This window comes from bacterium (assembly GCA_039961635.1).
Taxonomy (GTDB): domain Bacteria; phylum 4484-113; class 4484-113; order JAGGVC01; family JAGGVC01; genus JABRWB01.
Genome location: JABRWB010000053.1, coordinates 1 through 13,376, shown reverse-complemented (window position 1 = coordinate 13,376; position 13,376 = coordinate 1). Strand labels below are relative to the sequence as shown.

Sequence of the window (13,376 nt, the reverse complement as noted above, 5' to 3'; positions counted from 1 at the left end):
TGCTCGCTGTACTCCGGAACGCTCTCCTCGGTCGCCCGCGCGATCCGGCTCATCATTTCGATCACCTCGACCGGCCATGCGCCCGTCGCGGTTTCCTCGGAAAGCATCACCGCGTCCGTCCCGTCCAGGATCGCGTTCGCGACGTCGCTCACTTCCGCCCGCGTCGGATGGTCGTTTTCGATCATGCTTTCGAGCATCTGCGTCGCCGTTATCACCGGCCGGGCGAACTCGTTGCAGCGCGCGATTATCCGCTTCTGGATCAGCGGCACCTGCTCGACGGGCAGGAACAGCCCAAGGTCGCCGCGCGCCACCATCACGCCGTCGGACGCCTCGATCACCTCGTCGAGGTTGTCTATCGCCTCGGGCTGCTCTATTTTTGCGATGAGCGGAATCTGCTTGCCGCACGAGCGCACCGCGCCGCGCGCCATCTCCAGGTCGCTCGCCCGGCGAACGAAGCTTACCGCGAAATAATCCACCGCAAGTTCGCATCCGAGTCTGATGAACTCGTAGTCCCTGTCCTGCAGCGAATCCGCGCTGAAGCTGCGCCCCGGGCGGGTGATGCCCTTGCGCGGTTTGATGCGCCCGCCTTCAAGAACCTCACACTCGACGCGGCCGTCGCTGGTTTCAAGCACAAGCAGGCGCACTTCGCCGTCGCCGATAAGCACCGTCTCGCCGGTCGCAAGCTCGACGGCAAGCGGGGCGTATTCGGTCGTGACCACCGCCGGAGCTGCGGAAGGAGTCGGCGCGGGCGAGCCGTCCGCCGTCTCGGTCGCGATTGTGAGGCGCCCGCCCGTCTCGACTTCGATTCCGCCCTCGATTACGCCGTCCAGCCGGATCTTCGGCCCCTGCAGGTCGAATACGAGCGCAAGCTTGCGCTTTGTTGCATCCTCCACCTTGCGCACGAGCGCGGCGTATTCCCTTGCGGTGCGCTCGTCCGCGTGGCTTGTGTTCACCCGCACCGCGTTCAGCCCGGACTCGACCATACGCGTTAGCGTGGCTTCGGATGCGGAAGCGGGGCCGAGAGTGGCCAGAACCTTCGTTCGCTTGGCAGAATCCATCGCTTTCCCCTTGATTACCGCGGGCGATTATAGCGCAGGACAATCCGCGCTTTCACTCAATTTGTTTATCGGGTTGCCGGGCGCACCGCCGCGAATCCGCGGCGAATCGGGCGCCGAAGGCCGCGCATACGGGCAAAAACCTGACGCCTGGAGATACCCGCTGCAATTCGATATAATCCGCACGCCCATGGCGGCATCGAGCATTACTCATACCAGAGGAATTAGCTCTGTTTTCCATATTGTTAAATTCGTAATTGGAGCGACTAAATGAAGCGAAAGTTGTCAATCCTTTTTGCCGTAATTATCGCAGCGCAATTTTTTTGCAGCGCTTTCGCGGCCGATTATCCGCCGGGGATTAAATACTCGACCTTCCTCAAGGCGTTCAACTACAACTCCGAAAACGGAAGCTTGATGCTCAATTCCTTCGACGCTGTTTTCCTGCCCGACGATGTTTTCACGTCCAGCGGAACGCAGAAGCTGTGGGCGATTGTCCGCAATTCAAGCGGCGGCGACCTTTACCGGCTCGACTTTTACGTCTTCCGCGGCAACCCGCCTTACTCGAATGTCTCGCACTACAATCTCTCCGCGCTCGGCCCGCTTCCGGCGAACGGGATGACAATGGATTTCTTTCGTTCGGGCGATTATGTAATGGACTTTTACACGTCCGCTGGAAAGTTTTTCTCCTTTCCGTTTTCCATAGACGCCACGCCGTCGTCAGACCCGTTCACGCCGGGGCTCTACAGGATAAACGGCGACTGGGCGGACTGGGCGTACTTCCGCTACGCGGACGCCGATCCGGCGAACAACCTGTTTTTCACGGTCTGGCTGCGCAACTCGTCCGGCCCGGGCTATAAACTCGTCAAGCAGAAAATAAAGATATTCAACAAAAACGGCGGCGCGTACGTTTTTTCGGCGCAGGACAGAAGCGTCAACCTCTCGCCCGGCTGGACGCATTACGATTTCACGATCGCGACGACCGCCGAGCCTCGCCCGTACGCGATCGTCGCGAACGACCTGCTCAAAACCGACGGCGATTACGTGCTGAAGATTTTCCTCGACGACCAGCTTTACGGCGAGTGGGAGTTTTCGGTGCAAGGGGGCAAATTCGCACCCGCCGGCCGCACCATCCGCGGCACCGCCGATCCGCTAACATTCATCGAAGGCGGCCGGGACGAGTTCTGGTACGCTAAAAGCAAATAGCGGCGAATCAAGATGCTGTAGCCCTATCCTCCGCTCGGGCCGTACCTCTCTTGATACATTTTCCGAAGCATTTCAGCCTCTTCAGGCGTAAGGCCGTTTATCCATAGATGCTCCGGCTCGGATAAATGCTGGGAAATCAATTTGCGATACTTATCGCCAAGTGCGTGGTTTTTCGCTTCAGCAGCTTCGATCACCGCGGGCAAAAATTCCGTATAGTAATGCTTACTGACTTCGTACATTCCGTGCCAGTGCGTGTAATCCGGCCCCATCATGCTTGCGCCGTGACGCGCGCGCCTGCCTTCATGATGCCACAATTCGTAATAAATCCATTGCAATTCCAATTCGAACGGCGCATTGGGATTTATCACTCCGTCAGCCTTCAGCATATCCATCCATTTCTGCGCCGGCTTCGCGAATTTATCGTTATACAGATTTACAAGACCATCGAACTGGTCATAGAAATTGTCCACATAACTGCTGCTGTGACAGTTGAAACAAACAGCCTTCATCTTGTTCCGCCGTTCGTCCCAAGTTACAACTCTTTCGACGGTGCGAGGAACAGTTTTGGTTACGAGTGCTAAATTTTCAACGACCTTTTCCTGCGTTTCGACCGTGCTGCCCTCAACAGGAAGCTCCTTACCCTCAGGATAATCCTCCTTGTAGCCGTCGGTGTAAACCACCATGTTCAATTTCGTACTGATTACCGGTCTAAGGGTCCAACTAATCCGCTCTCCGACATCGTGGCTGTTTGTTACTACTTCGCCATCAGGCGTCATATAACTGCTTGTGTGACATGTCGCGCAGGTGGGTGCCGCTGAATAATCCTTGCCGAGCACCCAACTGCCGTCCCTTTCAAGCCCCATCTGCTCTCGATTTGCATAAAACGCGATGCCATGCTTGCTCTCATTGTAGATTTCGATTTGCGGATGGTCGGGCCCCATATGGCATTTACCGCAGTTTTCCGGGCTGCGACTTAGCTTAGCATCGAAAGTATGCCTGCTGTGACATGCGTGGCAAGAACCCTTGCTTCCGTCGGGATTAAGCCTGCCCATTCCGCTGTTCGGCCAAGTATCAGCATCAATTATCGGCCTGCCCTCAAATTCGTCGCGCAGAATTGAGCCTGAATCGTCAAGCTTGAATTTCACTATCGAACCGTGGCATTGCCAGCATCCGTTAACTGCATCTGCTTTATTGTCCGGAGTACCCGCAGCCTTTTCGGCAAGCACGTTGTCCAAGCTCGCGAGGATCTCTCCTGCTTTTGCGTGGTGGCTTCCGCGGAATTCGTCGAATTCGCGCTTGTGGCATTTGGCACAGTCAAGCGGGGTAACGAGCACGCTTATCAAATGCCCCATGTGCTCCCAAGCGTCCGGTTCCCCCTGCTTTGCGGCGTGACATTCAAAGCAGCCAATTCCATTGCTGAAATGCGCAGAATCGCTCCATTGCATAACAAGAGCCGGTGACATTGTCGTATGACATTCAACGCATGCCCTGCTTTGCTCGCTCAACGCTTTAGGCAAATCGCCGCCAGCTAATGCTGGACCATTTATTGTCGATCCCGAAAACAAAATCGTGAATGACAAAATGGTTGCAAATACGGATTTTAAAGCAAAGGATAAACCGGTCAATTTGCACCTCACCAAAAAAAGTAATTCCGAACCGGGCGGCAAAACAGGAACGTTCGGAAGGCGTAAATCGAATTAGCAATAAATTAGTGCGAGCTTCGGCAGTCCCCGCACCCCAGGATGGATTATATCATATTTGCAGTTATGTCAATCATAATTACAGGTATATGAGTACCTAATTGCTAAAATAAAAATCACTCGGAGCCTTGTTAGGTACAAGGAGGTACATTCGTCAGAATGCACGGAAGGACGAGCTTAGACCTGCCTTGCTACTTATTGGATGCATTAGTTCTTATCGCCATTGCTTCGAGTACGCTAACTTCCCCCTGCCTCGCGTAATCTATCGCCTCGCCCAGGATGCGCGAAGTTTCGTCGGGAGCGTGGAATCCCATCGAGTTTTCCGCCGACACCCAGTCCAGCCTCCACTCGGCCTTGCGGTGCAGCGCCCGCGCCTCCGCCAGGTTTTCCTCCGGCACCCCCGCGGCCTCGGCGCTCTTTATCGCGTTTATCAGCGCAAGCACCGCCTGCTCGCCGCGGTCAAGAAGCCCCTCCGTCTTGTCCTGGATTCCCTCGACCCTTGCCTTTATCTCGTCCTCGGGATACGGATGGCAAACCTGGCAGCTGTGGGCGATGTTCAACAGCGGCGAGCGAACGTGGTGGTCGCTGACCTTGACCGCCCCCTCGCGGATATACGGCATGTGGCAATCCGCGCACGCCACGCCGCTGCGGGCGTGGATGCCCTGGCTCCACGTCTCGAATTCCGGATGCTGCGCCTTCAGAAGCTCCGCGCCGGTGTCGGGATGCGTCCAGTCCTTCCAGGCGACCTCGTCGTAATACTTTTCCGCGTCGTCCATTTTGAATCCGTTGTGCCACGGGTAGGTCAGTAGCTTGCCCTCGCCCTTGAAATAATATTCGACGTGGCACTGCCCGCAGACCATGCTGCGCATTTCCTGGCGGGACGCAAGCAGGTTCGGGTCGTACTCGCCCTTGCGCCCTTCCCTGCGCCAGCGCTCGATGCTTTGCAGGTGCGGGGCAGGCTCGCTCGACTTTGCGAATTCCTTTATTCCATTCAGGAATCCCGGACGAGTCACGCGGATCGCCATCGACTCCGGGTCGTGGCAGTCCACGCACGCGACCGGATGCTCCACAAGCTTGCGCGCCTCGGCGTAAGGCATCTTGCACACGACTTCGAATCCCTTCATAACCTGGGCGAGCCTGTCGGAATCCGAGACGCCCGCTTCGCGTCCCTTCGCAACGTACGCCGGGATGACCGACGCGTGGCAGTGCAGGCACGCCCCCGGCTGCTTGAACTCGGTGACGCGCTTCGTCTCCTCCTGATCTTGAAGCATATAAGCATGCCCGCGCTCCTCACGGTAGTCCACCCCGAACGGGTAGCCCTTGAAAAGCTCCCGCCAGACCGGGTCTTGGTCGAGCTTCTGGAACGCGTCGCTCCCGCCGTGCTTCGTGCGCTCTATGTCAACCGTGCGCTTGTAGCTGTCGTACTGGCGCGGGAAGTTTTTGCCCCACTCCGCAGGGTCGATCACGTCCTCGGACAGCTCGACCAACTGCACCGCGACCTGCCGCCCCTCGGCCTTGCGCTCGGCGATGTTTTCGCGCAGCATCATCACGCCCACCGTTCCGGCGGCGACGACCGCTATCGTCAGCGCGTAAATCCACAGCGCCACTCCGCCGCGAACACTTCCGTTTCCGTTTTTCCCGCTCATTTGGGTCACCTCACTAGCGCACCGGGCCGTGCCCCACGTCGGCATGGCAGCGCACGCAGTTCAACTCGCCGCCTTTGGCGTGCTCGCGTATCTCGCTCGTGAACTCGCCGTGGCAGCGCACGCAGTTGTGCAACAAAATCCTCTCGTTCTTCTCGCGAATCTTGATCGGCTCGTGGAAGTTCTGAAGCGTGAACGCTTTCGAATGGTGGTAGCCGTTTTCCGCCTTGGTGTAGTACTTGCCGATTAAATCGTGCGGCGTGTGGCAGTCGTTGCACGCCGCGACCGCGTGGTGGCTCGCGTGCTGCCAGCCCTCGTACTGCGGGCGCATGATGTGGCAGTTGACGCACGCCCGGGGATCGTTCGAAAGGTAAGAGTAGCCCTTCGCGTAATAGAACGTGTAGCTCCCCATCCCGGCGAAAACGCCGAGAAGACAGGAGAGCACAAGCCCCGCAACCCCGAATTTGGCCGATGCAAACATATTTGACCGGGCGTCCGGCGAACCGTCCCGGGCGCCGCGAATAATAACCTTTCGGTTAACCGCTGATTTTAAATCTAAGCCCCGACCGGATAATGTGAAGCGGACTACAAGACCTTGCGCGCGCGCGGCGCGGATTGCCTCGACTAACGCGGACTATCGCGGAGTATGGCATTGCGCGCGCTCCCCGCGATCGCGCGTGGTTTTCGGGGGACTTGACGCGGCGTTTTCGCGGGATTCGCGCGGTCTAGAACTGCCTTAGAAACCGCACGTCGTTTTCGAAGAACCAGCGGCTGTCCTCTACCTGGTACAGCATCTGCGTGAGGCGCTCTATGCCCATCCCGAATGCGAAGCCTTGGTAGCTGTCGCTCGGGATGCCCTGGCGGTCAAGCACCGCCGGATGCACCATCCCGCAGCCCATGATCTCCACCCAGCCCGTGCGTTTGCAAGTGGGGCAGCCACCGCCGCCGCAAATCGGACAGGTGACCGCCGCCTCCGCGCCCGGCTCGACGAACGGGAAAAAGTCGGGGCGCAGCCGTAAATTCGCCGACGGGCCGAAGAACTGCCGGGCGAACTCCCGCAGGATGCCGGCCATGTGGGCGAATTTGATGCCGCGGCCCACCATAAGACCTTCTACCTGGCTGAATACGGGCGTATGGGTGCGGTCGGCGCGGTCGCGGCGGTAGGTGACGCCTGGACTGATGATGCGGATGAGCAAATCGTCGCCTTTTTCGATGCGCTCCATCGTGCGGATCTGCACCGGGCTGGTGTGCGTGCGAAGTATCACGTCGCCGTGGATAAAGAACGTATCCATGTTGTCGCGGGCGGGATGGTCGGGCGTAATGTTGAGCGCGTCGAAGTTGTGGTACTCGTCCTCTATTTCCGGGCCGTCCACGACTTCGAACCCCATCGCGATGAAAATTCCGCACACTTTGTTGAGCGCCTGCGTCGTGGGATGCAGCCGTCCGGCAAGCGCGGGCGCGCTTTCGAGCGTGACGTCGAGATATTCTTTCGCGGCGGATGCGAGCGACTTTATTTCGGCCAGCCGCGACTCGAACGCTTTTTCGATTCGCGATTTCGCGGCGTTGATTGCCTGACCGTATGCTTTCTTTTCGTCGGCGGGGACTTCCCTGATGCGCTTCATCGCATCCGACAGCCATCCCGCGGCGGAAAGCGCCTCCGACTGGATAGCGCGAAGCGACACCTCGTCGGAAGCATTGGAAATCCGGGATACGGCGTCCGCAACCCGGGACTCGATGTCGGCCAGGCTGCTCACGGGACGCTCCTAGCCCGCCAGTCCGGATTTGGCCGCGGCCGCGATCTGGTCGAAGATCTCTGGGCGGCGGATCGCAAGCTCGGAAAGCATTTTGCGGTTGAGGCCGATGCCCGCCGTCTTAAGACCGTGCATAAACTGCGAGTAGGACAGCCCCCGCATCCGGGCGCCCGCGTTGATGCGGGCATTCCACAGCCGGTGGAAGTCGCGCTTGCGGCGCTTGCGTCCGACGTAGGCGTAGCGCCACGAATGCCATACGGCCTCGCGTGCGGCTCTGTACAGATTGCCTCTCGCGCCGCGAAATCCCTTTGCGAGGGCTATTATCTTTCTTCTTTTTTTGCGTCCGCCGACGCTTCTTTTCACACGTGCCATTTTCTTACAACCCCGGGCTGATAAGTGTACGGATACGCGCCGTGTCCGCGGGCGCGAACGAGCCCGGCACGCTCAGCCTGCGCTTGCGCGCGCTCGTTTTCTTGCGCAAAAGGTGCCGCTCGCGGGCGTACTTGCGCATGAGTTTGCCCGAGCCGGTCACCTTAACCCGCTTGGCGGTCGCCTTGTGCGTTTTCATCTTTGGCATGTTTCGTATCTCCAGTTTTCACGGGCGCGAGGATGAGATGAATCCTGTTGCCCATAACCGCGGTGCTCTTTCGCTCGACTATCGCGAGTTCTTTTAAATCCTCGCTCACCTTGTCGAGCATGGCCACTCCCAGAGTGCCGGCATAGTCCTTCTCGCGCCCGCGCATGTGGACGTTCAGCTTGACCTTGTGCCCCTCGGAAAGGAAGCGCTTTATGTGCTTCACCTTGGTGTCAAGGTCGTGTTGGCCTATTTTCAGGCGCACCGTGATTTCTTTGAGCTGCTGCGTGCGGTGCGATTCCTTCTGCCGCTTTTTCTGTTTGTACCTGAGCTTGTCAAAGTCCATCAGCTTGCACACGGGCGGGTCCACGTTGGGAGCAACCTCAACGAGGTCCATCTCCCTGCCCTGCGCAAGTTCCAACGCCTGCCCGACGCTCATCACGCCGAGCTGCTCGCCGCTCTCGGAAATGACCCGGACCTGCGGCGCCCGGATCTCCCGGTTTACCCTCTGCTTGCTGATAATTCCTCCGGAACGGCCAAAGGCCGGGGATTTTAACGACAGCCGGCGCCCGTGTCAAGCCGGGAGCCGCAGAATGATAGCATTTTTGGACGCAATTCCGCCACCCGCCTACAGGTATTTATCGAACCAGCCGCTTATCGCCTTGAGGCGCTCGATGCGGCGGTCGGTGCGCCCGCCCCGTGACATCCCGTGCGATTCCTCGGGGAACCGGATCATCTGCGTCGGGACGCCGGCCAGCTTAAGCGCCACGTAAAACTGCTCGCCCTGCTCAATCGGGCAGCGCAGGTCGTTCTCGCTGTGGATGACCAGGCACGGCGTCTTGAAATTCTTCGCGTAAAAGACAGGGCTTTGCTTGGCGTACTTCTTAAGACCTTCCCATGGCGTCGCGCCGCCGAAGTCCTGCTTGAAATGGAATCCGACGTCGCTTGAGCCGAAGAAGCTTATGAAGTTGGACACGCAGCGCTGGGTGACCGCGGCGCGGAATCGGTCTGTGTGGCCGACCGCCCAGCAGGTCATGTAACCGCCGTAGCTGCCGCCGGTGATGCCGAGGCGCTTGGCGTCTATGAACTTGTACCTGCGGACGCAGTGGTCGGCGAAGCTCATCACGTCGTCGAAATCGTGCGTGCCCCACGCTCCGTTGATCGCCGCGACGTGCTTTTTCCCGTAACCCTGCCCACCCCGTGGATTCGAAAACAGCACGATGTATCCCTGTGCGGCGAGATACTGGAACTCGTGAAAGAAGGCGTTCGCGTACTGCAGCTTCGGCCCGCCGTGCACCTCCAAAATGGCCGGATATTTTTTTCCGGGATTGAAATCCGGCGGATAAAGAATCCACCCCTGCAGCCTGCCTCCCTTGCCTTTGAACCAGAAACTTTCCACCTTGCCCAATTTTCGAGAGCCGAGATAATTCCTGTTCGGGAAATAAACGCGCTTGCCCGATGCGCCGTCGCTGGATTCTCCGGCAGCCGGGATTTTTGCGGTGAAATAGCTGCACGGATCGTAATTGTCCGACCAGACATAGTGGATGATACCCTTCGCGAAATCGATTCCGAAACCGAGAAGCACCCCCTCCCCCTCGATGACTGGTTCCGGCGCCGATTTACCGTCCGTCGCGACGCGGTAAAGGTGGGTGCATCCGTTCGTGGACAGATTGAAGTAAACGTGCGCTCCGTCGGGCGACCAGACGTAATCGCAGTTTTCGCCTACTCCGAACGTGTCGTTGACCGACATGTTAAGCGGCACTCGGTCGAGCGATTTGGTTAGACAGACGGTTTTGCCCCCGGCCGTCGGCGTCTTGTAAAGATAGATTCCGTTCGTGCCCCACGGAACGTCTATTCCCTCCTCCCCAGCGTACGCCAGCCACTTTCCGTCCGGGCTTATGGACAGCGCGAACTTCGGCCCGTCGAACGTATCAATTTTGCGCGGCCCCCCCCGTCCGGAGACGGGCATCCGGTATATTTCAATCCGCCGCCATTCGAGATCGGGATCTTTGCTTCTGTTGGAATCGAAATAAATGAACCTTCCGTCCGGGGAAAAAACGACGCTCCCTATCGAATATTTTCCGTCGAGAATCCTTTTGCCTTTTCCCGATTTAAGCGAAATGTAATGAAGCTCGCCGCGCGACTCCGGGTAATATCCCATGCCGTCCATCTTGTACAGAAGCCGGCTTATGACGCGCTTGACGGGCTGCTCCCATCCGGGCTCGCCGCGTTTCTTTTTTTCCTCCCTCGCCTTCGCTTCCGCGTCCTGCGGAACCATCTGAACGATGGCATGCCGGCCGTCCGGCGCGGGATAAAACGCCGCGACGTTGCCTGCGTAATCGGTCAGCCGGCGCGGCTCGCCGCCGTCCACGGGCATCGCATAGAGCTGGCTCTTGTCGCCTCCGCGCTTCGATATGAAATAAATTTCGCGGCCGTCAATCGAGAATTTCGGCGCTCCGTCGGACACATCGCCCCGCGTGAACTGGCGCGGCGCCTTCCCGGCCGCGCCGACGTAAATGTGCTGGTAGCGCTTGTTGTTTTTAAGCGAGCCGTTCTGCGCGAACGCGGCGCGTGCTCCGTCCCGTGACAGGGCGAATCCTGCGATTTGCACGATTTCGTAAAGGTCATCGGTCCCCACAAGCTTCATTCGAGCCACCTCAAAACGCGATTCGCCCCGTCGTCCGGGGCGCGGAAAGGATAGCACAGAGGGGGGGAAAAGAGCGGAAGACGGGATTCGAACCCGCGACCCCAACCTTGGCAAGGTTGTGTTCTACCACTGAACTACTTCCGCCCGGCGCGGCTGGCCGCTTCGGGGAGGCGGATTATAGCAAATGGAAAAGGCGGCTGCAACATCGCGAATACCCCTCATTGCCAAACGGCAATTTGGATATAATTTTCTCATGCTTTCAAAGCATGGAATGCAATCGTACCTGGATGCGGGCAAAGGTCTGCTATCTTACATCCGGGACTACGCCGACCAAACGGAAGTTACGCGCCATTTCGACACGGGAGGCGCATCGCCGGAAGAAGGACAAAACGTGTTGAACAGGTACCGGATTCTGGAGGAGGGCTTTTACATCAGGACTTTTTCAGTGCTTGACGAAATCGCACAAGATGCCCGTTGCTGGCGCATCTATGTAATAGCAAGGCAGGCCGTAAACGCCCTTTTAGATGCCAACCGCAGCCGCCCAATTTTGGACCGGTTGCTTTCTGCCCTGGGGATCGATCAAATGGAGCGAAAAATTAAGATCGCTCGGATGCTGCTGTCTATCGAGGATAGCCACTGGAATATCCTTCTCGAAGCCAAAAGATTCTGGCCGCAAGTGGCCTACGAAGCTCCTCCCGCAATGGATAGGGATTTCATCAAAAGGCTATTCACCGCGATGCTCGAAATCTACATCGAGTCAGGCGCGGCGATAGGACTGCAAGCAGTTGTGAGCCGCTAAATCGAATATCGGAAAAGTTATCCACATCCTCAACACATGTCCGGCGCGCGCGGGGTATATAACGCAATGCGGCCGTTCCCGCGGCGCATGAACGCATTAAGACCGGCCGTATTGATTTTTGGGGATTGCTTTGGAACCATTGCAAAACAAGTTTCACATCGCCGACGGCGCGGCGGTGATTTCGCCTGACGGGAAGCTGCTCCTTGCCGGGCGCACGGCGCGCTCGCTTATTGACGAGTTCGGCTCGCCGCTGATCGTGATGCTGGAGGACGTGATACGCCGGCGCTGCCGGGAGTACCGCGAGCGCATCGAGATTTATCCCCGGTCGCGGGTGTACTACGCGTCGAAGGCGTTTTTGACGACGGGATTCTGCAGGCTGATCCAGCAGGAAGGGCTGGGGCTGGACGTGGTGTCGGCGGGCGAGCTGCACACGGCGATGGCCGCGGGGTTCCCGCCGGAAATGGTGCTGCTGCATGGCAATGCAAAGACGCTGGAAGAGCTTTCGCTCGCGCTGGAGTACGGCGTAGGACGCATCGTCATTGACAATCTGGCGGAGATAGACCGGCTGGCGGAGATGACCGCGAAGACGGGGCGCAGTCAGAAAGTGTTCATCCGGGTGACACCCGGCGTCAAGCCGCACACGCACAAGTACGTGCAGACGGGCCAGGTGGACTCGAAATTCGGGTTCAACCTGGAGGGCGGCGCGGCGGAGGAGGCGGCGCGGCGGGTGATGGAAATACCGGGCCTGGAGTTCGTCGGAATACACTGCCATATAGGGTCGCAGATTTTCGAGTACGAGATATTCAGCGTGGCGGCGCGGCTGATGATGGAGTTCTACGCGTTCTGCAGGAACTCGCTCGGCGCGCCGCTGGACGAGATAAACATGGGGGGGGGGCTTGGAATCAAGTACATGCCGGACGACGCGCCGCCGCGGGTGACGGATCATCTGGAGCGGCTTGTGCGCACGATTAAGGAAGACGCGGAAGAGTACGGCGTGCCGCTGCCCGTGCTGTGCGACGAGCCGGGGCGCTCGATAGTGGGCGAGGCGGGGATAACGCTGTACACGGTCGAAAGCGTGAAGAAGATACCGGGGGTGCGCAACTACGCGAGCGTGGACGGCGGGATGACGGACAACCCGCGCCATGCTCTTTACGGCGCCCGCCACCATGTGATGCTTGCGGAGCGGGCGAACGAGCAGGCGACGGGCGCGTGGTCGATATCCGGAAAGTGCTGCGAGTCGGGCGACATGCTGGCGACGGACGCGCCGCTGCCCGAGCCCCTTCCGGGCGACATCCTGGCGATGCTTTCGACCGGCGCGTACACGTACAGCATGGCCAGCAACTACAACCGCGTGCCGCGTCCTGCGGTGGTGCTGGCGGGCGCGAACGGCGTCGCGTTGCTTGCGAGGCGCGAGACGCCCGCCGACATCGTGGAATTGGACGAGATACCGGAGTGGCTGAAAAAAGCCGCGGGCGCGTAGGCCGAGGCTATAAGGAATGGAAAAATCGGGCGGGGGAGATTTGAACTCCCGACCTCAGCGTCCCGAACGCTGCGCTCCAACCGGGCTGGCCGCCGCCCGACGGCGGGGACGGGATTCAATCACAGAGCCGCCCGCCGCGCAAAGGCGATTGAATGATACCCGCAATTGAATCCTCCGGCCGTATCTGGCCGCGGCTGCGCCAACGATTTCCGGCCGACGTTGCGAAATCCAAAACCCGGGGGTACAATTTATTCGACCGGTAGTTCCGCCCAGCGTTGACCTTTCAAGCTGGAGGTATATAAAATGGTTTCATCGTTCATGTCGGCTCTCGCTTGCCGTCGGGGTTCTGCGTACTCATTCGTTTTCGTTTTGCTCCTTTCCCTGGCGGTTTTATCCTGCGGCAGGTCGGGCGGCAGGCCCGCGGCCTCGCCGTCCCCGGATGCGGCTCCGCCCGCCTCGTCTCCCGTCGAAATCGCGCGAAATTTGGGAATCCCCGATGCGGAAGATTTATCGCGCAAAGATGC

General features: G+C 58.9%; 11 protein-coding genes, 2 tRNA genes and 1 pseudogene. 3 read left to right on the top strand and 11 right to left on the bottom strand.

Annotated elements, in window-relative coordinates; all coding sequences use genetic code 11:
* Positions 1-1,058 (bottom strand): pyruvate kinase (gene pyk, locus HRF49_08215; GenBank protein ID MEP0814631.1); only part of this gene is annotated, 1,058 nt, incomplete at its 3' end.
* Between the two features lie 267 nt (positions 1,059-1,325).
* On the opposite strand from pyk, the gene HRF49_08210 reads away from it, so the two are divergent.
* Entirely contained in the window at positions 1,326-2,258 is a 933-nt protein-coding gene (locus tag HRF49_08210; protein ID MEP0814630.1) for a hypothetical protein, read from the top strand.
* A gap of 1,388 nt (positions 2,259-3,646) precedes the next feature.
* On the opposite strand, the pseudogene HRF49_08205 reads toward HRF49_08210, so the two are convergent.
* The 9 genes and pseudogenes from HRF49_08205 to HRF49_08165 form a co-directional block, all read right to left on the bottom strand.
* A pseudogene (locus HRF49_08205) lies at positions 3,647-3,925 on the bottom strand (hypothetical protein).
* A 224-nt stretch (positions 3,926-4,149) separates the two neighbouring features.
* Positions 4,150-5,604, bottom strand: coding sequence for an ammonia-forming cytochrome c nitrite reductase subunit c552 (locus tag HRF49_08200; GenBank protein MEP0814629.1), 1,455 nt, complete (start codon positions 5,602-5,604; stop codon positions 4,150-4,152).
* A gap of 13 nt (positions 5,605-5,617) precedes the next feature.
* Positions 5,618-6,082: a cytochrome c nitrite reductase small subunit gene (gene nrfH, locus HRF49_08195; GenBank protein MEP0814628.1), complete on the bottom strand. Its 465-nt coding sequence runs from the start codon at positions 6,080-6,082 to the stop codon at positions 5,618-5,620.
* A 244-nt stretch (positions 6,083-6,326) separates the two neighbouring features.
* The gene (gene pheS, locus HRF49_08190; protein MEP0814627.1) at positions 6,327-7,355 is read right to left on the bottom strand and encodes a phenylalanine--tRNA ligase subunit alpha; all 1,029 of its coding nucleotides are present in this window, start codon (positions 7,353-7,355) and stop codon (positions 6,327-6,329) included.
* A 9-nt stretch (positions 7,356-7,364) separates the two neighbouring features.
* Entirely contained in the window at positions 7,365-7,724 is a 360-nt protein-coding gene (rplT, locus tag HRF49_08185) for a 50S ribosomal protein L20 (GenBank protein MEP0814626.1), read from the bottom strand.
* A gap of 4 nt (positions 7,725-7,728) precedes the next feature.
* Complete coding sequence (gene rpmI / locus HRF49_08180) at positions 7,729-7,929, bottom strand: 50S ribosomal protein L35 (protein ID MEP0814625.1); 201 nt, start codon at positions 7,927-7,929, stop codon at positions 7,729-7,731.
* A complete protein-coding gene (locus HRF49_08175) occupies positions 7,886-8,446 on the bottom strand; it encodes a translation initiation factor IF-3 (GenBank protein ID MEP0814624.1) in 561 nt (186 codons plus the stop codon). Before HRF49_08175 ends, rpmI begins: the two co-directional genes overlap by 44 nt.
* Positions 8,447-8,554: 108 nt before the next feature.
* Positions 8,555-10,573, bottom strand: a complete 2,019-nt coding sequence (locus tag HRF49_08170; GenBank protein MEP0814623.1) for a S9 family peptidase — start codon at positions 10,571-10,573, stop codon at positions 8,555-8,557.
* 72 nt (positions 10,574-10,645) lie between these two features.
* Positions 10,646-10,717, bottom strand: a tRNA-Gly gene (locus HRF49_08165).
* Positions 10,718-10,826: 109 nt separating this feature from the next.
* Here HRF49_08165 and HRF49_08160 point away from each other — a divergent pair.
* Positions 10,827-11,372 carry a hypothetical protein gene (locus HRF49_08160; protein ID MEP0814622.1) on the top strand — a complete coding sequence of 182 codons (546 nt, stop codon included), beginning with the start codon at positions 10,827-10,829 and terminating at the stop codon, positions 11,370-11,372.
* A 130-nt stretch (positions 11,373-11,502) separates the two neighbouring features.
* On the top strand, positions 11,503-12,852 hold the full coding sequence (gene lysA / locus HRF49_08155; protein ID MEP0814621.1) for a diaminopimelate decarboxylase: 1,350 nt from the start codon (positions 11,503-11,505) through the stop codon (positions 12,850-12,852).
* A gap of 25 nt (positions 12,853-12,877) precedes the next feature.
* Here lysA and HRF49_08150 read toward each other — a convergent pair.
* Positions 12,878-12,951, bottom strand: a tRNA-Pro gene (locus HRF49_08150).
* Positions 12,952-13,376 lie beyond the last annotated feature (425 nt).